The sequence below is a fragment of the Caulobacter sp. FV2ps19 genome (genome assembly GCF_058681035.1).
Map to the genome: position 1 here is coordinate 2507687 of NZ_CM178729.1, position 20450 is coordinate 2528136.

Sequence of the window (20450 nt, forward strand, 5' to 3'; positions counted from 1 at the left end):
CATGAACACCCTGACGAGGACCGGGGATGGGCTGGCCGACTGGATCGCGCCGGCGCGCACGGCGGTGCTGGTGATTGACATGCAGGTCGACTTCGCTTCGCCCGAGGGGCTGCTGGGTCAGTACGGCGTGGACCTCGGAATGGTCGAACCGGCGCTGGCGGCGGCCGAGCGACTGGTCGCCGACGCTCGCGCGTCTGGCGTGCCGGTTATCTTCGTGGGTCTGTTTTCGTCGCCGGAAACGGACTCTCCGTCCTGGAACGAGCGCATGCGCCGTCGCGGCGGTGACCCCGAGAGTGATGCGGCGCTGTGCCGGGCGGGGCAGGTCGGGTCCGATTTCGTGGGGCCACGGCCAGGGCCTGGCGAGGTCGTCGTCCGCAAGGCCCGCTACAGCGGCTTTGTCGGCACCGATCTGGATGTTCGCCTGAAGGCGCTTGGCGTGGACACGCTGGTCGTCGCGGGCGTCACCACGGAGTGTTGCGTCGACAGCACCGTGCGCGACGCTTTCAACCTTGATTATCACGTCTTCGTCGTCGCCGACGCCTGCGCGGCCTACGAGGCCGACATTCATGTCGCGTCGCTCAAGGTGATGGAGCTCAACAGCGCGATCCTGACCGATACGGTCGAGGTCGCTGACGCCTGGAAAGGGGCCGCTTAAGTCATGGCCGATGGATTTCCAAACCTGGGCGCCGCTGCGCCCTATGCCATTACCCAGGCTGACCGCGACGCCATCGCCGCCGCGATCAGCGAGGACGAGATCGTCGAACTGGCTCTGACCCTGGGCAACATCCCTGCGCCCTCGGGCAAGGAGCTGGAGGTCGCCAACTACGTCTATGACTGGATGGCGCGCGAAGGCTTTTCGCCGCGCAAGGTCGGCGCGACGCCCGAGCGGCCCAACATCATCGGCACGCACGGTGGCAAGGGTGTGGGCAAGAACCTGCTGTTCACCGCCCACCTCGACACCGAGGCCCCGACCTGGAATCCCGATCTGGACTCCTACAAGTATGGCCCCGAGACCATGGCCAATCCCGAGTGGGAGACGTGCTGGCTGGAGGATGGCAAGCTCTTTGGCTACCCGATCGCCAATGACCGCGGCCCGATGAGCTGTTTCATGATTGCAGCCAAGGCGTTGAAAAAGGCCGGCTATGAGCTGGCCGGCAAGATGTATCTGACCGCCTGTCCCGGTGAGATTGGCCCAGAGCCGATCGAGGAACACCGGGGCGTCGCCTATATGGGCAAGGATATCGGCGCCCACTATCTGTTCCACCATGGCGGCGTCGCGCCCGACTACGCCATCGCCGCCGAGGGTTGCGATTTTGGCCTGACCTGGGTGGGCTGCGGCTATGCCGTGTTCCGCTTCCAGGTCTGGGGGGAGGGGGTGTTCACCCCGCTGCTGGATCACCCCGAAACGGCGGCCAAGCACCCCAACCCAATCTACAAGATCGGCAAGCTCACCGACGCCATCCACGCCTGGAGCGGCGAGTGGGAAAAGAAGAGCCGCTATGACAGCCCGGGCGGCCTTGCTCAGCCCAAATCGCAGATCGCCTCGATCCGGGGCGGTATTCCCTTCGCTTTCGGCGCCGGGACTGAATTGGTGAACCTCTATCTGGAGGTGGGCCTCAATCCCAAACAACGCGTCGCTGACATCCAGCATTCTCTGGAGGCCATGGTCCGCGAGGCGGGGCTGGGTCGGATCGACATCGAGCCGGTGGTTGTAAGGCACGGCTTTGAGGCCGACGCCCGCGAAGTGGCGCCGCTTGTCGGGGCCGTCGATGACGCCACCAAGCTGAGCCTGGGTCATCCCGTAGCGTTGGCCAATTCGGTCTATTCCAGCATGTGGCGCGACCACAATGTCTTCAACATGCAGCGCATCCCGGCGATCACCACCGGCTTCCGCCGTTGGCGCCCGACACCTAAGGATCTTGTCGACAGCGCCCTGGTCTATGCGCTGACCGCGCTGGCGGTCTGCGGTCGCGCCAGTCCCGACGAGAGCGCCCAGCGTCCAGCCTCGGCGGTCTATCCGGACAACCCGTTCGGGAACGAGGGATGAGCGCCGCGCTGCATCATCGCACGCCCGAGCCCGACCAGTTTCGCCGGGCGATGGGCAGTTTCGCGGCCGGGGTGACTGTGGTCACCGTCTGTCACGAAGACCGGCTGGTCGGCACGACGGTCAGCGCCTTCAGCTCCGTGTCGATGGATCCGCCGCTGGTGATGGTTTGCCTCAAGCGCGACAGCCGCACTCTGGCGGCGCTCAGCCAGGCCAGGACCTTCTGCGTCAACATCCTGGCCTCTGACCAGGGTGAGCTTGCCTACCGTTTCGCCAAAAGCGGAGCCGACGACCGGTTCGCTCTGACCGCGGTTGAGGCCGGGATCTGCGGCGCGCCTCTGCTGGCCGGATGCATGACGGCGATCGAATGCGAACTGCACGCCGCCCACGACGGCGGCGACCACGAGATTCTGGTTGGGCGCGTCCTGCGGGTCGTGACCCATGAAACCAAGACGCCGCTGATCTATGTGCGCGGCGGCTTCCTGAACACCTAGTTGGAGTTGCGACGCATGGCTTATGACGTGCTCGAGGTAAAGCCGATGACCCGACGCATCGGCGCGGAGATCTTCGGTGTCGATCTGGGCCAGCCGCTTTCGAACCGCCAGTTCGAAGAGGTGCATCAGGCCCTGACCCAGTATCAGGTGATCTTCTTCCGCGACCAGGAGATGACTCACGACGCCCACAAGGCGTTCGGTCGCAAGTTCGGCGACCTGGCGATCCATTCCGGAGTGCCCGGTCTGCCGGACCATCCCGAGATTGTCGCCATCCACGCCGACGCCAATTCCAAGTTCGTGGCGGGAGAGAGCTGGCATTCGGATCTGACCTGCGATCCCGAACCGCCGCTGGGCAGCATCCTCCATATCAAGGTGCTGCCCGAGGCCGGCGGCGACACCTGCTTCGCCAGCATGTACTGGGCCTATGAGACGCTGTCGGACAAGATGAAGGCCTATCTGGAAGGCCTGTCGGCGGTGCATGACGCCAATCCGGTCTACAAGGCGATCTTCCCGGACATCGATCGCAAATATAACTGCTCGACCCATCCCATCGTCCGCACCCATCCCGTGAGCGGTCGCAAGAGCCTGTTCGTCAATCCGTCCTATACGACGCACATCGCTGGCCTGCCCAAGGCCGAGAGCAATGCGATCCTGAGCTACCTCTACCAGCACGCCAGCAACCCTGATTTCCAGGTGCGCTTTCGCTGGCGGGAAAACTCGGTGGCCTTTTGGGACAACCGCTGCACCTGGCATCAGGCGATCTGGGACTATTTCCCTGACACCCGCACGGGCTATCGCGTGACGGTGGCGGGCGACAAACCGTTTTAGGAAAAAAGCCCAGACGTTTGATGCGCCTGGGCTTTTTGCCACTATTCTCGCGTGAAGCTGTCGGGGATTTCCGGGTTCTGGCCGGCCTTGCCCCAGAGCACGATCTCGTTGCCCCATGGGTCGCGGAAAGCGTGGTTGTAGCCGTTGAACTCCGACCAGTAGTGATCGCGCCACAGCAAGGTCGCGCCCAGCTCGACGGCCGTTCCCAGGATGCGGTCGGCGCTGTCGTCATCGCTGATCAGCACCCAGATGCGCGGCTTGCGGCCTTCGTTGCTGAGCGTGCGCGGATCGACGCTGGCGGGCTGGGGATGCGGGCGGGCATTGTCGGCCTTGAAGATCCCCAGGTGCAGATTGCCGATCTCGCTGTCGGTTCCGTCGGGTTTGGGGAAGAAGCCGCCCGGCACCATGCGGTGATAGAGGCCCTCAGGCCGGGCGTCGTTCTGCCAGCCAAAGACCTTGGCGTAGAAGTCGCCGGCGGCCGACGGATCGTCCGAAGCCAGGTCGACGAAGATCAGGGTGTTGGGCTTGGTCACGGGCAGGATCTCGCGGTGAAGGGGCAGGCGTCAAAGCCGATGGACAGGGTGGTGGCTTTCCAGGCGTCGATATCGGCCTGCAGGGCGGCGGCGGCGTAGCCGGCATATTTCAAAGCGTCCTCGCCCAGCAGCAGGTGCATCGGCGGGTTTTCGACATCGGCGATATTGAGAATGGCCAGCGCCGCCCTGGCCGGATCGCCTGGCTCATGACCGGCGTGATCGACCATGATCCTTTCGGCGTCGCGCGCCAGGCCGTCATAGTCAGCGATCTTGCGTTTCACGATGGTCTTGGAGCCGCCGGCGAAGTCGGTGCGCAGACCGCCTGGCGCGACATTGACGACCTTGATCCCCAGCTCGGCCACCTCGGCGGCCAGGGTCTGGGTCAGGCCTTCCAGCGCCCATTTGCTGGCGCAATAGACTCCAGTGCCGGCCCAGGTCGCCAGGCCCGACACCGAGGTGATGTTGATGATCCGTCCCGCGCGGCGCGCGCGCATGGCGGGCAGGACGGCTTTCAGTATCGACAGAGGTCCCAGGACATTGGTTTCGAACTGGGTGCGGACTTCCTCGAGCGAGGCCTCCTCGACGGCCCCGACCAGGCCATAGCCGGCGTTATTGACCAGAACGTCGACGCCGCCGGTCAAGGCTTCCGCCTTTGCGACTCCGAGGCCCACAGCGGTCTCATCGGTCACGTCCAGCATGAGGGCGTGGGCCCGGCCGGGTGCGAGCATCTCAAATGCCGTCGCCGCCTCGGGCTTTCGCACCGTGCCGACCACGACGTCGCCTCGGGCCAGGGCGGCCAGGGCGATCGCTCGCCCCAGCCCGCCGCTGGCGCCGGTAATCAGCCAGGTCTTGATCATCGCTTCGCCTCAGTACGGCTTGTCGCCCTTGACCCACAGCCGGTGCATGGTCCGGAAGTACTTGGTGTCGTCATAGAGCGTACCGGTGTGCAGCGTGCAGCGGTTGTCCCACATCAAAAGGTCGCCAGCCTGCCACTTGTGACGATACACGAACTGCTTCTGGGTCATGAACTCGACCAGCTCGTCGAGCAACGCCAGGCCGGCCGGCCCCGGCATGCCGATGACCTCGGTCACCGTGCCGGTCGAGGGCCACAGCGCCTTGCGGCCATCGGCCGGGTGGGTGCGGATTAGCGGGTGTTCGACGTCGGGATTGGCGGCTTCCATTTCCGGCGACAGCGTCTGCTGGCCGCCGAACTGGCGGGTCGCCATGAAGTGCTTGTAGCTGTGATGCAGGCGCAGGCTTTCGAGCAGGGTCTGCCTGTCCGCGGGGAGAGCGTTCCAGGCGGCGCAGCCATCGGCGAGCAGTGTATCGGAGCCTTCTTCGGGCACCTCGACCGCATAGAGCATGGTCAGCATGACCGGCTCGGGCTTGTAGCTGTAGTCAGTGTGCCAGCCCACGCCGTCATTGTGGGCGCCGATCGGCTTCCCGTCCACGACCCGGTTGGAGAGGATGAAGATCTTCGGATAGCCGGGCAGCGTGAAGCGGGTCTGGGTATGATCCTCGGGATCACCGAAGCGGCCGATGAAGCGCATCAGATCGTCCGGCGTCATCTTCTGGTCGCGCAGCACGATCGCGCCGTGGCGATGGAAGGTGGAGACGACCTCGTCGATGGCGGCGTCCGAAGCCGTCGGCAGATCGATCCCCTGGATCTGTGCGCCGAAGCCGGGCTTCAGGTCTTGGATGGCGAGTTCGGCGGCGAGTGTCATGGCGTCCTCAAGCATGATGGCCCCATGACCCTAAAGGTCGCCAAGCCTCGGGTCTTGTCTCAGCGCGCCCCACGCTTTGCCGCTCCGACCGTGCCGAGCCGGTGTCAGAGCGCTGTTGCGCGTATTCTGCTCAACTGCGCCCGAGAATGCAGCGCAAAGGGGCGCCGCCCCAGGTCATGACCAACTCTTCGTGCGCGCTCAGGCAAGACCCGCGCGGGCGGCCCGCCTAGCCTTTAGATCTGTTCGTTCCAGGGAGCGCCTTCATCATGGGCCCCAATCCGCCGGCCGATCTGTTGAGTGATACGTTCTTTGACGGGCTTTCGCGCTCGGTCTCGGGCGTCGAAAACGCTGAGACCCTGCCGCCCTCCTGCTACACCGACGCCGCCTTCTACGCCTTCGAGAAGGAGGCGCTGTTCAATCATGAATGGCTTTGTGTCGGCCGCGTGGATTGGGTCAAGGCGCAGGGCGACTACTTCACCACGACGATCATCGGTGAGCCCATCATCGTCACGCGCAATCGCAGCGACGAGATCAAGGCGATGTCGGCCGTTTGCCAGCATCGGGCCATGTTGGTGGCCGAGGGGCGGGGCAATACGCGCGGCTTCGTCTGCCCCTATCACCACTGGGTCTATTCACTGAACGGCGACCTGGTGAACGCGCCGGCCATGGAGCGCACCTGCGATTTCGACAAGAAGAGCGTCAAGCTGCCGACTTTCAAGGTCGAGATCTGGCTGGGCTTTATCTTCATCAATTTCGACGAGGCCGCGCCGCCGCTGGCGCCGCGTCTGGCGGCGGTCGAGACCGCCATCGCCAATTTCGACCTCTCGGCCGCCGAGGGCCTGACGCCGCCGATGACCGGCCAGTTCGCCTGGAACTGGAAGGTCATGTTCGAGAACAACAACGACGGCTACCACGCCAACAAGCTGCACCGCGGCCCGCTGCACGATTTCATTCCCAGCGAGCTTTGCAGCTTCCCCGAGGCCGAGCCCGATGACGCCGGCTTCCTGCGCTACAACGGCACCCTGCACGCCGACGCCAGCTTCAATCCCACCCAGAAGGCTGTCCTGCCGATCTTTCCGAAGCTGAGCGATGAAGACCGCAACCGCGCCACCTTCGCCAATATTCCGCCGACCCTGTCCCTGGTGCTGACCAGCGACATGGTCATCTATCTGATCCTTCGCCCTACCGGGCCCGAGACCATGGAGCAGGACACCGGCCTGCTGGTCGCGCCCGGGGCCAGCGAAACCCCCGGGTTCGAGGAGCGGCTGGAAATGATCATGACTTCGGCCGGCAAGATCATCGCCCAGGACATGCACGTGGATGAGCTGGTGCAGGTGGGTCTGCGTTCGCGGTTCGCCGTGCGCGGCCGCTATTCCTGGCAGGAGGGCGCCCAGGTGCAGTTCAATCGCTGGCTGACGCCCCGCTACCAGAAGGCCTGGGCGGCGATGAAGGCTTCAAGACCGGACGCCGCCGCATGAGCCGCCTGCCTGTCATCTTCTTTGGCCACGGCAGTCCGATGATCGCGCTGGAGACCAACGACACGACCAAGACCTGGGCGGCGATGGGGCAGGCGATCGGCAAACCCAAGGCCGTCCTGTGTATCTCGGCCCACTGGCTGACCAAGGGCGTCGCGGTCACGGCCATGACGGCGCCGCGCACCATCCACGATTTCGGAGCCTCATTTCCGCAGGCCCTGTTCGACGTCCAGTATCAGGCGCCGGGTTCGCCCGAACTGGCGGCGCGGGTGAAGGATCTGCTCTCGCCCGAGCCCGTTGTTCTGGACCAGAAGGCCTGGGGCCTGGATCACGGGACGTGGTCGGTGCTGTCCAAGGTCTATCCCGACGCCGACGTGCCCGTGGTTCAGCTTAGCATGGACGCCGGCAAGCCGCCGGAATGGCATTTCGAACTGGCCAAGCGTCTGGCGCCCTTGCGCGACGAGGGCGTGCTGATCGTCGGCACCGGCAACATCGTCCACAATCTGCCCGCGATGAACTGGGGTGATCGCCATTGCGCGCCCTATGACTGGTCGCAGCGGTTCAACGACTACATCAAGCAGGCCGTCGTCGATGATGCGCCAGAGAGGGCGGTCGATTTCGCCTCGCAAGGACAGGACGCCGCGCGCTCGGTTCCGACGCCCGATCACTACTGGCCGCTTCTCTATGTGCTGGGCGCGCGCCTGCCCGGCGATCAGGCCGCCTTCGCCCCCGATCACATCGAGCATGGCTCGCTCAGCATGACCAGCATCACGCTGGCCGGCGCCTGACCCGGAGAATCCGATGCCCTTCATCTGCGAACCCGGCCAGACCCGCCCCGACGTGGCACCCGGCGCGCTTCATACCCTGCCGGCCACGCCCAAGACCGTGCACTGGGGCTATTTCGATCCCGCCACTGCGCCCACCCTGCGGATCAAGAGCGGCGATCTGGTCCAGGCCGAGGCCATCACCCACCATGCCGGCGATGCGCCCGATCTGATGATGGACGAGGGCGTCACCCGGATCTTCCGGGAGATCCCCGAGGAAGACCGCAATCCCGGCGTCCACATCATGACCGGGCCGATCTATGTGGAAAACGCCAAGCCCGGCGACGTGCTGGAGGTGCGCTATCTGCGCATGACCCCGCGTAACAATTACGGTTCCAACCTCGCAGCCAACTGGGGCTATCTGTACAAGGAGTTCGGCGAGAAGGAGCGGGTGACGATCTATGAGCTCGACCCCAACGCCAACACCGCCAGCGCGCTCTACGCCTATGACTTTCCGGGCAAATACCTGGTGCCCGGGACGATCACCAACTGCCCCGAGTGCGACCGTCAGTCGGCGCTGAAGGGCATTCGCATTCCGGCGCGTCCGCACCTGGGCACGGCCGGCGTGGCACCGGCGATCAACGGCCGCACCAGCACCATCCCGCCCGGCGCGCACGGTGGCAATATCGATAACTGGCGCATCGGCGCCGGCGCGACGATGTACTATCCGGTTCAGGTCGAAGGCGGGCTGTTTTCGATCGGCGATCCGCATGTCAGCCAGGGCGATGGCGAGCTGTCGGGCACGGCCATCGAATCCTCGCTGAACGTTTTGATGCAGATCGTTCTGCGCAAGGACGTGGAGACGCCCGGCCCGTTGCTGGAGACCCCGAAGTGGTGGATTGTCCATGGCTTCAACGAGGATCTTAATGTCGCCATGCGCGATGCGTCCCTCAATATGCTGACGCTGCTGAGCGACCATGTCGGGCTGTCGAAGAACGACGCCTATTCGCTGATGAGCGTAGCGGCCGACTTCGGTGTCACCCAGGTCGTCGACGGCAAGCAGGGCTGCCACGTGCGCATTCCGCGCGACATCTTCCCCAAGAAAGGCAGCTAGGTCCCTCGTGAAAGCCTGGTCGTTCAGCACCGACAGCCATCCCCGCGCCGAGCGCGCGGAGGCTTGGCACGAGGCGATGAGTCGCCTGGGTCTGCCGATCGAAGGCCTTTCTGACGTCGAACCCGCCAGCGCCTCTGTGGTCTGTCTCACCTCGCCGCTGGGGATCGAGTTCGCCCTGGTCGAGGCCGGCGCCCAGGCCATTTCTGGCCGCCGCACCGGCCAGCCCGCCGCAGTCTGGTTGGCGGTGCTGCTCAGCGGTCACGCCCTGTTGGTCACCGAGGATCTGGCCGAAGACCTGTCGCCCGGCGATATCGCCTATGGCCCCACCGGGGAGGCGGCGGCGCTGCGTCTGGAAACCCGCTGCAAGCTGATGTTCGTCCGCGCGCCGCGGGTGGCGCTGGACCATCGGCTGATCGCCCCCTTCCATTTGCGGGTTGGTCGTCTGGACGCCGCAAAGGGGGGCGCGCACATCCTGTCAGCGCTTCTGCGCGCCACGGCCGAGAACCTGGAAGATCTGACCGTTGATCAACTGCGGCCTGTGGAGCTGTCGCTGATGGAGTTCCTGTCCATCTGCCTGATCGAGCGCGGCGTGGCGACGGGCGAGCTTGGCGGGGCGGGGGGCTCCACCGCGCACCTGCAACGGCTCTGTCAGACGATCGAGACCCTGTTGCCCGATCCAGACCTGTCGCTGCGTCGCGTCGCCGACGAGGAAGGCGTGTCCTCGCGCTATGTCCAGAAGCTGTTCGCTTCGGTCGATGAGACCTTCAGCCACTATCTGCGCACTCGACGTCTTGAGCGGTGCCGCACGGACCTGGCCAGTCCCCAGCACGCCAGACTATCGATTTCGGAGATCTGCTTCCGCTGGGGTTTCAACGGCTCGGCCCATTTCAGCCGGGCCTTTCGCGATCAATATGGCATGTCGCCTCGCGAATTCCGGCAAGGGGAGAGCAAGGGGCGGACGAGCCTTGAAGAGGCGGTCGCCGAGCTTTGACGGTGGCCTGTTCGCGGGCTTGCCGGGACGCGCTCTTTCCAGTCCCGGGTCGTCAGCGGTGTTACGTTCCCCGGGGCGCGTACACGGCGCATAGCGTGTCCAGCACCTGGATCGCCGCAGGATCCTCCAGCCGATAATAGATGGTCTGGGCGTCGCGTCGCGTGGCGACCAGACCCTCTGCGCGCATCTTGGCCAGATGCTGCGAGGTGGCCGATTGCGCCAGGCCGACATGGCTCGACAGATCGCCTACCGAGGCCTCGCCGTCGATCAGGCGGCAAAGCAACAGCAGCCGTTGCTCACTGGCCATCAACTTTAGCAGCCGCGCGGCGGATTGAACGCTGGCGGCGAGCTCGGCGATTCCCTGGGGGGGCTTGGGGGCGAAGGCTGCGGCGGTCATGATCGCACTCTAGTGGATGCGGGAGGCGCATCAAGTTTGGGTCGCGGTGGGTCTCAGATCAGATGGCGACGAATGGGTCATGCCGCCACTTTTCCCGGGGCGGCGCGGTTATCGTCCCGCAGGACGATGTAGATGGCCGGGATGACCAGCACCGTCAGCAGGGTCGAGGACGCCAGGCCAAACAGCAGCGAGATCGCCAGGCCCTGGAAGATCGGATCGGTCAGGATCACGCCTGCGCCGATCATGGCGGCGGCGGCGGTCAGAACGATAGGCTTGAAGCGGATCGCCCCGGCTTCCAGCAGCACCTCGCGCAACGGCCGCCCGTCACCCTGGCTATGGCGGATGAAGTCGACCAGCAGGATCGAGTTGCGCACAATGATCCCGGCCAGGGCGATGAAGCCGATCATCGAGGTGGCGGTGAACGGCGCGCGGAACAGGATATGACCGACGACGATGCCGATCAGGGTCAAGGGGATCGGGGTCAGGATGACCAGCGGCAGGCGGAAGCTTTTGAACTGGGCGACAACCAGCACATAGATGCCCAGGATCGCCACCCCGAAGGCCGCGCCCATGTCACGGAAGGTCACCCAGGTGATCTCCCACTCACCATCCCAGAGCAGGGTGGGGTGGCTCTCGTCGGTCGGTTGGCCGTTCATGCGGATGTCGGGTTTGGGGACACCCTTCCAGTCAGCCTGGCGGATGGCCTTGTCGACCGCCATCATGCCGTAGATCGGGGCCTCATAGGCTCCGGCCAGTTCGGCCATGACCATGTCGACGTCACGACCATCGCGTCGGAAGATATGGGTCGAGCCGGGCTCGGTGCTGGCCGTGGCGACTTCACCCAGCGACACCAGGCGTCCGCCGTTGACGCCCTGTGAAACGGCGACGGGCATCGCTTGAAGGCCCTGGCCCCAGCTGCGCGCCGATTGCGGCAGGCGCACGGAAATCTCCAGCGGGTCGCGTCCGGCGCCGCGATGGGCGTAGCCGACCACCTGACCGTTCAGGGCGGCGGCCACGGAGTCATAGACGTCGCGGTCGGCGACCTTCAGGGATTCCAGGCGATCACGATCGGGGACCAGGCGCAGACCCGGTCGCGGCTGGCCGTAGCTGTCTTCGATATCGACGATATAGGGGACGCTGTGGAAGGTCGCCTTGATCTTTTCAGCCACCGCCCGTCGCGTCTTGGCGTCGGGGCCGTAGATCTCGGCCAGCAGGGTAGCCATAACCGGTGGTCCGGGCGGGGCCTCGACCACCTTGATCGCCGCACCGGCGGGGAGGGCCACCTGGGTCAACTTGTGACGCAGGTCCAGGGCGATGACGTGGCTGCTGCGATGGCGCTCGCCCTTGGCGGCCAGGGCCACGGACAGGTCGCCCATTTCGGGCTTATTGCGCTGATAATAGTGCCGCACCAGGCCGTTGAAGTTGAACGGCGAGGCCGTGCCGGCATAGGCGTCGATCGCCGTGACTTCGGGCAGGGCGCGGGTCACGACGGCGGCGTCCGACAGGGCGCGCTGGGTCGCTTCCAGCGAGGTTCCCTCGGGCATGTCGAGCACCACCTGCAGCTCGGACTTGTTGTCGAACGGCAGCAGTTTGACGGTGACGGTCTTGGTGGCGAACATGGCGCAGGCCACCAGGGTGGCCAGACCCACGCCCACAAGGAAGGTCCAGGCGCTTCTTCGCGTGGCGATCACCTGTCCGGCGACCTGACGATAGAGTTTTCCCAGCTTGCCCTCGCCGTCATGGCCGTGGCCGGCCGCCAGGGTCTTGCGGGCGAAGCGCACCATCAGCCAGGGGGCGATGATCACCGCCACGAAGAACGAGAAGACCATGGCCGCCGAGGCGTTGACGGGGATCGGGGCCATGTAGGGGCCCATCAGACCCGAGACGAACAGCATCGGCAGCAGGGCCGAGACCACGGTCAGGGTGGCGACTACGGTGGGATTGCCGACCTCGGCAACGGCGTCGACAGCGGCGTCCATCCGGCTTCGGCCGTCGGCCATGGCCCAGTGGCGGGCGATGTTCTCGATCATGACGATGGCGTCGTCGACCAGGATGCCGATCGAAAAGATCAGGGCGAACAGACTGACCCGATTGATGGTGTAGCCCATCAGGTTGGAGGCGAAGAGAGTCAGCAGAATGGTGGTGGGAATGACCACGGCGGTGACGGCGGCCTCACGCCAGCCGATGGCGAAACCGATCAGAACCACGATGGACAGGGTGGCCAGGCCCAGGTGGAACAGCAGCTCATTGGCCTTCTCGTTGGCGCTTTCGCCATAGTCGCGGGTCACGGCGACGTCGAGGCTGTCGGGCAGCAGCGTGCCCTTCAAGGCCTCGACCCGGGCCAGGACCGCGTGAGAGACCACGACGGCGTTGGCGCCCTTGCGCTTGGCGATGGCCAGGCTGACCGCCGGGGCTTCGCTCCAGGCCTGATCGACTTTGGCGTAGCGCCAGGCGCGGGCTTGATCCTCGCGCGGGCCCTCGATCACCTTGGCCACATCGCGCACATAGACGCTCTGGCCGGTGACGGAGGGCAGGGCCAGCAGGCCGATTTCGGCGGCGCTGGCCAGGGTGCGCCCTGCGGTGACGTCGACGGCCTGTCCGCCGCCGCGAACCTGACCGACAGGAAAGGCGCGGTTGGCCTGGCGGATGGTGTCCATCAGCACGCCCAAGGCCACCCCATGCTGGGCCAGCTTGGCGGGATCGGGCTCGACGCGGATCTCCTGGGGGCGTCCGCCGACGATGAAGGTCAGGCCGACATCGTCGACCTTGGTCACTTCGTTACGCAGCTTGCCAGCCAACTCAAAGAGCGCCTGGTCGGTCCATTGGCCGGCAGCGCCGGGCTTGGGCGACAGGGTCAGGACCAGGCTGGGAACGTCGTTTATGCCGCGCGTCTGGATCAGCGGTTCGGCGATGCCGGCCGGGATCCGATCGTAGTTAGCGCGGATCTTCTCGTGGATGCGCACCGCCGCGGCGTCGGGATCGACCCCGACCTTGAAGCGGGCTGTGACCATCACCTCATTGTCGTCGGCGAAGGTGTAGACGTGCTCGACCTCGGCCACGCTCTTGACGATGGTTTCCAGCGGCTTGCCGACCAGTTCGATGGCGTCGGGGGCTTTCAGACCCGGCGCGGCCACCATGATGTCGACCATCGGCACGCTGATCTGCGGCTCCTCCTCGCGCGGGATCGCCATCAGGGCCAGCAGCCCAACGGCGATGGCGGCGATCAGGATCAGGGGCGTCAAGGGCGAGTTGATGGTCGCCTTGGTCAGGCGACCCGAGGGGCCGAGGTTCATCGCGCCGTCTCCGCAGGCGTCAGCACGTCGCCAGCGCGCACACCGGAGAGGACTTCAGCCGTGTCGGTCGTCGGGCCGCTGCTGGTCTGCACCGGGGTTTCGGAAACGGTCCCGTCGGCGCGCACCAGGCGCACATAATCCACGCCGTATCGGGTGACGATATAGCTGCGGGGCACGACCAGAGCCTGACGCTCGCCAATCTTGATGCTGGCGCGGACGCGCTGACCGATCAGCTCCTGCGGCAGGTTGGGCGCGGTGACGTCGGCGACGACCTGACCGCCGGTGACCGACGGATAGATCTGGCTGACGACGCCAAGGGCGGGCAGGGCGCGCGTGTCGTCCGAGGCCAGTTGGACGGCGTCGCCGATCTTGAGGGCGCGGGCCTGGCCTTCGGGCAATTCGATGCGCACGACCATGGGGCCGGCTGTGATCCGGGCGATCGATTGTCCCGGCGTCACCACCGAGCCGACAGGGACATTGGCGATCAGGACGCGGCCGGCGGCTGGGGCCAGGATCGCGCCCTGGGCGGCCAGTTCGGCGCTGGCGCCCCTTTGGGCGCGCATCGCCGCCAGAGCGGCGGTGGCGGACTTTGCCTGGGCCTCGACCTGATCAAGGCGAGCCTGGGCGTAGACGCCGTGGGAGAAGAGATCGCGGGTGCGCGAAAGATCGGCCTGGGCGCGGCTGGCTTCGGCCGCAGCGGCAGTGACCTGGGCGTCCAGCGCGCCGGTCTGGAGATCGATCCGGTCGTCCTTGATCCGGGCGATCAACTGACCTTGCCGCACGGAGTCGCCCTCCCGCACAGCCAAGGCGACAAGCACGCCCGAGATGCGGGCGCGGGCCTCGGCCATGTCCCGGGTGGTGAGCGTTGCAGGCACGGGCTTGAGGTCTGAGACGCTCTGGGGTCGCAGGGTCAGTCGACCGGCGACGGGCGCCGCCTTGACGACAGGTTCGCTCTTTTCGGTCTGGCCGCAGGCGCCAAGCAAAAGCGTCAAGCTGATCGCGCCGATCAGATATGGTCTTGCCGACATGGCTAGCCCTCCCGGTGTCATTGCGTTGATGAAGCGGCTAGGTGCGATCGCGCGTGGCGCCGGTCGCAGCGTCAATCGTCATGGTCGGAAGGCCTGCCGCTTTCCAGGCCATGATGCCGCCGGCCAGATGGCTGTCGATGGCGTGACCAGCCTTGTGGCAAAGGCCGACCGCTGTCGCCGAGCGCTTGCCCGAGCCGCACTGCATGACCATCAGCTTGTCGCCGGCTGCGGGCAGGGCGCCCGGGTCAAAGGTTGAAAGCGGAAAGTTCAGGGCCCCATGGATGCGCTCGGCGGCGAACTCGGCGGGTTCGCGCACGTCAATCAGCAGAATGGTGTGGGCGTCTAGGGCGGCTTTTACCTGGAGGGCGGTCAGGTCCTTGGTCTTCGGGCCGAACATGGAAGGTCTCCTTGGCTTGAGTCGCCGTCTCGATTCCGGAGAGTGCGACAAAGAAATTCGTAGTTGCTTATATGCGATAATACGAATATATAGTCAAGCATCGTCGCAATCACCCTAGGGCGACCGCAAGCGGTCCAAACTGATCTGGATCAATGTCGCCTCCCTGGATCAGCAGACGGTGGAAGCCGCGCGACGGTGATGGATTGAGGAGGCAAACCATGTCTAAGCCACGTATCGTCATTCTGGGGGCCGGCCTGGGCGGCGCGATCGCCGCCTTCGAGATCAAGGACGCCGTCGGTGACAAGGCCGAAGTCCATGTCATCTCGCAAGGCGACACGTTTCATTTCGTCCCCTCCAACCCCTGGGTCGCCGTGCACTGGCGCAAGCGTGAGGCCATCGAGGTCAAGCTCAAGCCCGTCTTCAAGAAGAAGGGCGTCGCGTTTACGCCGGTCGGAGCGGCCAGGGTCTCGCCCGCCGCCAACCGTATCGAGCTCACGGACGGCACGTTGGTCGACTACGACTATTTGGTGATCGCCACGGGTCCTGAGCTGGCCTTCGACGAAATCACCGGCCTGGGCCCGCATGGCGGCTTTACCCAGTCCATCTGTCATGTGGATCATGCCGAAAGCGCCGCAGCGGCCTTCGATCAGTTCGTTGAAAATCCCGGTCCGATCGTTGTCGGCGCCGTTCAGGGGGCGTCCTGCTTTGGGCCGGCCTACGAGTTCGCCATGATCCTCGACACCGAGCTGCGGCGTCGCAAGATCCGCGACAAGGTGCCGATGACCTTTGTGACGTCCGAACCCTATATCGGCCATCTGGGTCTTGATGGGGTGGGCGACACCAAGGGGCTGCTCGAAAGCGAGATGCGCGATCGTCACATCAAGTGGGTCACCAACGCCAAGGTCGCGTCGGTCGAGGCCGGCATGATGCATGTCGAGGAAATCGCCGAGGACGGCTCGGTCAAGAGCCAGCATGATCTGCCCTTCGCCTATTCGATGATGCTGCCCGGCTTCAGGGGCGTATCGGCCGTGCGCGACGTCGAGGGCCTGGTCAATCCGCGCGGCTTCATCCTGGTCGACAAGCACCAGCGCAACCCGACTTTTCCCAACGTGATGGGCCTGGGCGTCTGCGTCGCCATTCCCCCCACGGGCAAGACGCCCGTTCCGGTCGGCGTGCCCAAGACCGGCTTCATGATCGAGAGCATGGTCACGGCCATCGCCCACAATCTGAAGGCGCTGGTCGATGGCGAGCCGGCCACGGCGGAGGCGACCTGGAACGCCTTCTGTCTGGCCGATTTCGGCGACGGCGGCGTGGTTTTCGTCGCCCAGCCGCAGATCCCGCCGCGCAACGTCAACTGGTCGGCCAGCGGGGGCTGGGTTCACCTGGCCAAGGTCGGGTTCGAGAAATACTTCCTCTCCAAGGTCCGTCGTGGCGAGAGCGAACCCTTCTACGAGAAGCTCGCCCTCGAGGTGATGGGCCTGAAGAAGATCAAGGCCTGAGGCCCGTGATGAGACAGTTCGTCTGCCCCGCCTGCGGCGCGGTCAACAGGACGCCGGACGACAAGGATCCGCTGGCGGCCAGGTGTGGCCGCTGCGGACTCGCGTTGTTCTCGGGCCATCCGGTCGAGACCGACGCCAAGGCGTTCCGCGCGCACAGGGCCTCGACCCGCGGGGCTGCGGTGCTGGTCGATGTCTGGGCGCCCTGGTGCGCGCCGTGTCGGGCGATGGCCCCGCAGTTCGCCGGCGCGGCCGCCAAGCTCGAGCCGGAGGTTCGACTGGTGAAGCTCAACTCCGAAGCCGAACCCCAGGCCTCGGGCGAACTCGGCGTCTCGGGCATTCCGGCGATGCTGCTGTTCAAGGACGGCAAGACCATCGCCCGCACGGCCGGACTGATGAGTACGGATCAGATCGTCGCCTGGACGCGCCAGGCTCTCGCTCAGGCTGCGGTCTGAGTTTCCATTTTCGAGGTTGACCATGACTATCGACCGTATGGTGCTGGCCTTCGCCGGCGTTGTTGTCCTGCTGGGCGTGGCGCTGGCCCAGTTTGTTCACCCGTGGTGGATCGCCCTTTCGATCTTTGCGGGCCTGAACATGATCCAAGCGGCCTTCACGGGCTTTTGCCCGGCCGCGATGGTGTTCAAGAAGCTGGGGATCAAGCCCGGCGTCGCGTTCAACTGATGGCCATGCGCAGGCTGCTCACTCTGGGTGTTCTGGCCGGCCTTCTGGCGCCGGGCGCGGTGACGGCTATGTCGCTGCCCGAGGCCATCGCCCTGGCCCAGCGTGGCAATCCCGGCTTGGCCCAGTCCAAGGCCCAGGCCGATGCCGCCACCGCGCGTCTGGCCCAGGCGCGCGGCGCGCGTCTGCCCAGCCTCACGCTGTCGGGTGAAGCAGGTCAGGGAACCACCGATCTGGGCGGCTTCTTTGGCTTTGGTCAGAGCGATGTGTCGCCGCGCTCCGCCGCCCTGCAACTGCGTCAGCCCCTCTATGCCGGCGGCGCGATCAACGCCGCCATCGACCGGGCCCGCGGGGGCAGGGACGCCGCCCTGGCTCAGGTGGGCGGGGCGCGGGCTCTGCTCGCGGCCCAGGCGGCGCAGGCCTATGTCGCCGTCTTGAGCGCGCAGGAAATGCTCGCGCTTCAGACGGCTCAGATCACGCAGATGGAAGAGATCGCCCGCCAGGCGCAACTGCGCTTCAAGGGCGGGGAAACCGCCAGGACCGATCTGGCCCAGGCCCAGGCGCGTCTGGCCGAGGCGCAGGCGGGTTTGGCGCGCGCCGAAGGCGAGGTCGCGCGCAGCCGCGCCCATTTCGTCGCGATCATCGGGGTCGAGGCCGACAGCCTGGAGGGCTTGCCAGAGCTGCCTGTGACCCCTTCCACGCTCGACGACGTGGTGGCCCAGGCCAGTCAGGCCAGTCCCGCGCTCCTGGCCGCTGAGGCAAGACTGCGGGCGGCCGAGGCGGCGGTGCGATACGCCCGGGCCGAAAGACTCCCCAACCTGGCGATCGCCGCGACCGCCAGCAGTGCGCGCGACCAGTTCTTTCCCGGCTATCAGTCTGACGGCGTCACCTTGGGCGTGCAGGGGCGCTGGACGCTGTTTTCAGGCGGTGTGATCTCGGGCCGGATCGATGAGGCGCGCGCCGAGCTCCAGGCCGCCCGGTCTGGCCTGGAGGCGACGCGGGCCCAGGTGCGCGAAGCGGTCATCAGCGGCTGGGGCGATTTGGCCACCGCGCGCGCCGTGGTCTTGGCCTCGAACGCGCAGGTCGCCGCGGCGGTCAGCGCCTTGGACAGCGTCCGCAACGAGGTGCGGGTCGGTCAGAAGCCCACGCTGGATCTGCTGAACGCGGAACGCGAGGCCCTGGGAGCGCACAGCGCTCTCGTCACCGCACGGGGGGACGCCGTGATTGCGGCCTATCGTCTGAACGCATTGCTTCCCGCGCAATGATGGGGGCGGGGGCGATGTGCCCTCGATATTAGGCCAGGGCGGGGTCGAACAGATCGCTCAGACGCGTCCGAACCTGTTGCAGGATATCGTCGCCAGACTCCTCGGTCATGTTGGAGACGACCCCGCCGAAATGCCGGTGGTCGACCACCCGCATGCCGCAAACCCCCGACACATGCTGATCAAACACCGTCATCAGCGCCTTGAGCGCTCCGGTATTGTTGATCCAGGCCTCGGGCGCGCCGGAGGTCGAGAAAGACAGCAGCGTCTTGCCTTCCAGCAAGGGCTCGGTCCCGCCGCCGATCGGTCCATAGCCAAAGCCCATGCCAAACACCCGGTCGACATAGCCCTTGAGGATCGCCGGCTGGGCGTTGAACCAGAACGGATAGACGAAAATGAAGCTGGAGACCTCGGCCAGCAGCTGGCGCTCCGCGAGGACATCCGCCGCGGGCGTAACGCCGAACGCCGTTGGAAGTTCTTCGGCCTTCAGCCTGGGATCGAAGTCGAGCGCATAGAGATCACGCAGGATGACCGTATGGCTTGTCGCCCGCAAATGCTCCACGCAGGTGCGAGCGACGGCGGCGCAAAAGCTGGTGGGCTTGGGATGAGCGAGAATGACGGCATGACGCATGGCGGGCGATCCTGGAGAGGCGTGCAGGTCTAGACTAGCGATCGCGTGTCGATGGAAATTGATCTGGATCAGAGCCGGAGCGCCGGCTTGGCGCAGAGTGTGTTGGCGATAGACCTGTCGTAGGGCCATCGGGACTTCAATCGCGTTCCACGCGACGGTTGATACCCTGCCAGACGTAGCGGCTATGTCAAAGTGGCGATCGAATATTTTGAGCGAAATACCCGCCTTGCCCGAATATTGGAATTGATTTGGCTCTCGAAGGTGCGAGTGTTTTGTGGAGGTTTATATTGAAAAGGTAATGTCTTGAAGCGGGCGACGCGTTATGTATCGGATGCTTTGGCGCTTGACTTTGCTATTTCGATTACGTCAGCGAGGCCTTGTCTGCGGGCGGGTATGGATTTTGGGAGAATGTCATGAACGGGTCTTGGTTGGTGCGTGTCATCGGTTTCGCGTTAGGTCTTGTCGCTCTCGGTGCGACAGGGGCTATGGCCCAGTCTTCCAACTCGTCGACGTCATCGTCTGTTTCGGCGGGGCAGGGCGTGGCTCAACGGTCTTGCGGCGGTTGCCACGCGATTGTTGACGGGCCCAGCCCTCTCCTGGACGCACCGCCGTTCGCGAAGCTCTATCTTCGCTATCGCCCTGGTCATCTGGAGGAAATCCTTGCGGAAGGCATGCTGGCGCCCAGCCGCATGCCGGAGGAAGGATCGCCAAAGACCCACCCCCGTATGCCCCAGGTCGACCTGGATGACGATCAAATCGCAGACCTGAAGGCCTATCTGCGGGGCCTGGACCCACGCCCCAAGTCGGGAGGTTGACGGATCGCCGCGCCTCGAGGTGTCGCCTGGCGCCGCCGGACGTCTTCCAATCAGCCAGCGCGAATGGTGATTTCAGGTTTGGCTATTTTGGGGCGCTGCGATCCAGGCTGCGAATATAGGCCGTCAGATCCGCGATCTCCGTGACGGTCAGAGGCTTGCGCGGCATGCGATAGTGGCCGACCTGCGTTATCGCCTCCAGTTCCCAATCCAGGCGCGCCTCACGGTAACGTTGCGCGATGCTGGCGAAGTCCGGAGCAGCGGTTTTGGCCTGGGTCGCGCCGGTTCCAACAGCGTGGCAGGTTGAGCATTCCGTCACAGCCAAACGGGCGCCCCGACGCGCCGCCTGACGGTCCGTTGAGTTTGGACCGTGCAACGGCCCAAGGTCGGCGCAACTGACCAAGGCCAAGCCGGTCAGAATGCAAAGGAAAGAGGTACGCACAGGAGTCTTCATCGGGTCCACCCAGCTTCACTCAGGTCAGCTTATCA

General features: G+C 65.4%; 22 protein-coding genes. 13 read left to right on the forward strand and 9 right to left on the reverse strand.

What is annotated here, in order from left to right:
• Position 1 precedes the first annotated feature (1 nt).
• The 4 genes from ACW18B_RS11835 to ACW18B_RS11850 are packed head-to-tail and all read left to right on the forward strand — an operon-like array spanning position 2 to position 3366.
• Positions 2-655: a cysteine hydrolase family protein gene (locus ACW18B_RS11835; RefSeq protein ID WP_492047249.1), complete on the forward strand. Its 654-nt coding sequence runs from the start codon at positions 2-4 to the stop codon at positions 653-655.
• A gap of 3 nt (positions 656-658) precedes the next feature.
• Entirely contained in the window at positions 659-2047 is a 1389-nt protein-coding gene (locus tag ACW18B_RS11840) for a zinc-binding metallopeptidase family protein (protein WP_492047250.1), read from the forward strand.
• On the forward strand, positions 2044-2538 hold the full coding sequence (locus ACW18B_RS11845) for a flavin reductase family protein (RefSeq protein WP_492047251.1): 495 nt from the start codon (positions 2044-2046) through the stop codon (positions 2536-2538). The genes ACW18B_RS11840 and ACW18B_RS11845 overlap by 4 nt, the downstream gene beginning before the upstream one ends.
• A gap of 15 nt (positions 2539-2553) precedes the next feature.
• Complete coding sequence (locus ACW18B_RS11850; protein WP_492047252.1) at positions 2554-3366, forward strand: TauD/TfdA dioxygenase family protein; 813 nt, start codon at positions 2554-2556, stop codon at positions 3364-3366.
• 41 nt (positions 3367-3407) lie between these two features.
• Here ACW18B_RS11850 and ACW18B_RS11855 read toward each other — a convergent pair whose 3' ends face one another.
• From ACW18B_RS11855 to ACW18B_RS11865, 3 genes are read right to left on the reverse strand one after another with little or no spacing between them, the layout of a single operon-like run.
• Positions 3408-3899: a VOC family protein gene (locus ACW18B_RS11855; protein ID WP_492047253.1), complete on the reverse strand. Its 492-nt coding sequence runs from the start codon at positions 3897-3899 to the stop codon at positions 3408-3410.
• The gene (locus tag ACW18B_RS11860; protein ID WP_492047254.1) at positions 3896-4756 is read right to left on the reverse strand and encodes an oxidoreductase; all 861 of its coding nucleotides are present in this window, start codon (positions 4754-4756) and stop codon (positions 3896-3898) included. Before ACW18B_RS11860 ends, ACW18B_RS11855 begins: the two co-directional genes overlap by 4 nt.
• Before the next feature lie 9 nt (positions 4757-4765).
• The gene (locus ACW18B_RS11865) at positions 4766-5623 is read right to left on the reverse strand and encodes a TauD/TfdA dioxygenase family protein (protein ID WP_492047255.1); all 858 of its coding nucleotides are present in this window, start codon (positions 5621-5623) and stop codon (positions 4766-4768) included.
• Between the two features lie 266 nt (positions 5624-5889).
• On the opposite strand from ACW18B_RS11865, the gene ACW18B_RS11870 reads away from it, so the two are divergent.
• From ACW18B_RS11870 to ACW18B_RS11885, 4 genes are read left to right on the forward strand one after another with little or no spacing between them, the layout of a single operon-like run.
• A complete protein-coding gene (locus ACW18B_RS11870) occupies positions 5890-7101 on the forward strand; it encodes an aromatic ring-hydroxylating oxygenase subunit alpha (protein WP_492047256.1) in 1212 nt (403 codons plus the stop codon).
• Positions 7098-7886, forward strand: a complete 789-nt coding sequence (gene ygiD / locus ACW18B_RS11875) for a 4,5-DOPA-extradiol-dioxygenase (protein WP_492047257.1) — start codon at positions 7098-7100, stop codon at positions 7884-7886. Before ACW18B_RS11870 ends, ygiD begins: the two co-directional genes overlap by 4 nt.
• A gap of 13 nt (positions 7887-7899) precedes the next feature.
• Positions 7900-8976, forward strand: coding sequence for an acetamidase/formamidase family protein (locus tag ACW18B_RS11880; protein WP_492047258.1), 1077 nt, complete (start codon positions 7900-7902; stop codon positions 8974-8976).
• A gap of 7 nt (positions 8977-8983) precedes the next feature.
• Entirely contained in the window at positions 8984-9967 is a 984-nt protein-coding gene (locus ACW18B_RS11885) for a helix-turn-helix domain-containing protein (RefSeq protein WP_492047259.1), read from the forward strand.
• 61 nt (positions 9968-10028) lie between these two features.
• On the opposite strand, the gene ACW18B_RS11890 is transcribed toward ACW18B_RS11885, so the two are convergent.
• From ACW18B_RS11890 to ACW18B_RS11905, 4 genes are all read right to left on the reverse strand, one after another.
• The gene (locus ACW18B_RS11890) at positions 10029-10364 is read right to left on the reverse strand and encodes an ArsR/SmtB family transcription factor (RefSeq protein WP_492047260.1); all 336 of its coding nucleotides are present in this window, start codon (positions 10362-10364) and stop codon (positions 10029-10031) included.
• 77 nt (positions 10365-10441) lie between these two features.
• A complete protein-coding gene (locus tag ACW18B_RS11895; protein ID WP_492047261.1) occupies positions 10442-13657 on the reverse strand; it encodes an efflux RND transporter permease subunit in 3216 nt (1071 codons plus the stop codon).
• On the reverse strand, positions 13654-14685 hold the full coding sequence (locus tag ACW18B_RS11900; RefSeq protein ID WP_492047262.1) for an efflux RND transporter periplasmic adaptor subunit: 1032 nt from the start codon (positions 14683-14685) through the stop codon (positions 13654-13656). Before ACW18B_RS11900 ends, ACW18B_RS11895 begins: the two co-directional genes overlap by 4 nt.
• 37 nt (positions 14686-14722) lie before the next feature.
• A complete protein-coding gene (locus ACW18B_RS11905; RefSeq protein ID WP_492047263.1) occupies positions 14723-15082 on the reverse strand; it encodes a rhodanese-like domain-containing protein in 360 nt (119 codons plus the stop codon).
• Between the two features lie 218 nt (positions 15083-15300).
• Here ACW18B_RS11905 and ACW18B_RS11910 point away from each other — a divergent pair, with 218 nt between their 5' ends.
• Genes ACW18B_RS11910 through ACW18B_RS11925 form a run of 4 tightly spaced genes read left to right on the forward strand, consistent with a single transcriptional unit; the run spans position 15301 to position 18521 of the window.
• Positions 15301-16581 carry an NAD(P)/FAD-dependent oxidoreductase gene (locus ACW18B_RS11910; protein ID WP_492047264.1) on the forward strand — a complete coding sequence of 427 codons (1281 nt, stop codon included), beginning with the start codon at positions 15301-15303 and terminating at the stop codon, positions 16579-16581.
• Positions 16582-16589: 8 nt separating this feature from the next.
• The gene (locus ACW18B_RS11915; RefSeq protein ID WP_492047265.1) at positions 16590-17033 is read left to right on the forward strand and encodes a thioredoxin domain-containing protein; all 444 of its coding nucleotides are present in this window, start codon (positions 16590-16592) and stop codon (positions 17031-17033) included.
• Positions 17034-17055: 22 nt separating this feature from the next.
• Entirely contained in the window at positions 17056-17259 is a 204-nt protein-coding gene (locus ACW18B_RS11920) for a YgaP family membrane protein (protein WP_492047266.1), read from the forward strand.
• Positions 17259-18521 carry a TolC family outer membrane protein gene (locus ACW18B_RS11925; RefSeq protein ID WP_492047267.1) on the forward strand — a complete coding sequence of 421 codons (1263 nt, stop codon included), beginning with the start codon at positions 17259-17261 and terminating at the stop codon, positions 18519-18521. The genes ACW18B_RS11920 and ACW18B_RS11925 overlap by 1 nt, the downstream gene beginning before the upstream one ends.
• A gap of 28 nt (positions 18522-18549) precedes the next feature.
• On the opposite strand, the gene ACW18B_RS11930 is transcribed toward ACW18B_RS11925, so the two are convergent.
• Entirely contained in the window at positions 18550-19149 is a 600-nt protein-coding gene (locus ACW18B_RS11930) for an NAD(P)H-dependent oxidoreductase (RefSeq protein WP_492047268.1), read from the reverse strand.
• Positions 19150-19634: 485 nt separating this feature from the next.
• Here ACW18B_RS11930 and ACW18B_RS11935 point away from each other — a divergent pair, with 485 nt between their 5' ends.
• Positions 19635-19964, forward strand: a complete 330-nt coding sequence (locus ACW18B_RS11935) for a c-type cytochrome (protein WP_492051692.1) — start codon at positions 19635-19637, stop codon at positions 19962-19964.
• 82 nt (positions 19965-20046) lie between these two features.
• Here ACW18B_RS11935 and ACW18B_RS11940 read toward each other — a convergent pair whose 3' ends face one another.
• Positions 20047-20415, reverse strand: a complete 369-nt coding sequence (locus ACW18B_RS11940; RefSeq protein ID WP_492051693.1) for a c-type cytochrome — start codon at positions 20413-20415, stop codon at positions 20047-20049.
• Positions 20416-20450 lie beyond the last annotated feature (35 nt).

Coding starts and splice junctions, on each gene's coding strand:
- ACW18B_RS11920 (WP_492047266.1), top strand. CDS start 17,056: ATGACTATCGACCGTATGGTGCTGGCCTTCGCCGGCGTTGTTGTCCTG.
- ACW18B_RS11915 (WP_492047265.1), top strand. CDS start 16,590: ATGAGACAGTTCGTCTGCCCCGCCTGCGGCGCGGTCAACAGGACGCCG.
- ygiD (WP_492047257.1), top strand. CDS start 7,098: ATGAGCCGCCTGCCTGTCATCTTCTTTGGCCACGGCAGTCCGATGATC.
- ACW18B_RS11905 (WP_492047263.1), bottom strand. CDS start 15,082: ATGTTCGGCCCGAAGACCAAGGACCTGACCGCCCTCCAGGTAAAAGCC.
- ACW18B_RS11835 (WP_492047249.1), top strand. CDS start 2: ATGAACACCCTGACGAGGACCGGGGATGGGCTGGCCGACTGGATCGCG.
- ACW18B_RS11890 (WP_492047260.1), bottom strand. CDS start 10,364: ATGACCGCCGCAGCCTTCGCCCCCAAGCCCCCCCAGGGAATCGCCGAG.
- ACW18B_RS11850 (WP_492047252.1), top strand. CDS start 2,554: ATGGCTTATGACGTGCTCGAGGTAAAGCCGATGACCCGACGCATCGGC.
- ACW18B_RS11870 (WP_492047256.1), top strand. CDS start 5,890: ATGGGCCCCAATCCGCCGGCCGATCTGTTGAGTGATACGTTCTTTGAC.
- ACW18B_RS11865 (WP_492047255.1), bottom strand. CDS start 5,623: ATGACACTCGCCGCCGAACTCGCCATCCAAGACCTGAAGCCCGGCTTC.
- ACW18B_RS11860 (WP_492047254.1), bottom strand. CDS start 4,756: ATGATCAAGACCTGGCTGATTACCGGCGCCAGCGGCGGGCTGGGGCGA.
- ACW18B_RS11940 (WP_492051693.1), bottom strand. CDS start 20,415: ATGAAGACTCCTGTGCGTACCTCTTTCCTTTGCATTCTGACCGGCTTG.
- ACW18B_RS11900 (WP_492047262.1), bottom strand. CDS start 14,685: ATGTCGGCAAGACCATATCTGATCGGCGCGATCAGCTTGACGCTTTTG.
- ACW18B_RS11935 (WP_492051692.1), top strand. CDS start 19,635: ATGGCCCAGTCTTCCAACTCGTCGACGTCATCGTCTGTTTCGGCGGGG.
- ACW18B_RS11880 (WP_492047258.1), top strand. CDS start 7,900: ATGCCCTTCATCTGCGAACCCGGCCAGACCCGCCCCGACGTGGCACCC.
- ACW18B_RS11895 (WP_492047261.1), bottom strand. CDS start 13,657: ATGAACCTCGGCCCCTCGGGTCGCCTGACCAAGGCGACCATCAACTCG.
- ACW18B_RS11840 (WP_492047250.1), top strand. CDS start 659: ATGGCCGATGGATTTCCAAACCTGGGCGCCGCTGCGCCCTATGCCATT.
- ACW18B_RS11930 (WP_492047268.1), bottom strand. CDS start 19,149: ATGCGTCATGCCGTCATTCTCGCTCATCCCAAGCCCACCAGCTTTTGC.
- ACW18B_RS11925 (WP_492047267.1), top strand. CDS start 17,259: ATGGCCATGCGCAGGCTGCTCACTCTGGGTGTTCTGGCCGGCCTTCTG.
- ACW18B_RS11910 (WP_492047264.1), top strand. CDS start 15,301: ATGTCTAAGCCACGTATCGTCATTCTGGGGGCCGGCCTGGGCGGCGCG.
- ACW18B_RS11845 (WP_492047251.1), top strand. CDS start 2,044: ATGAGCGCCGCGCTGCATCATCGCACGCCCGAGCCCGACCAGTTTCGC.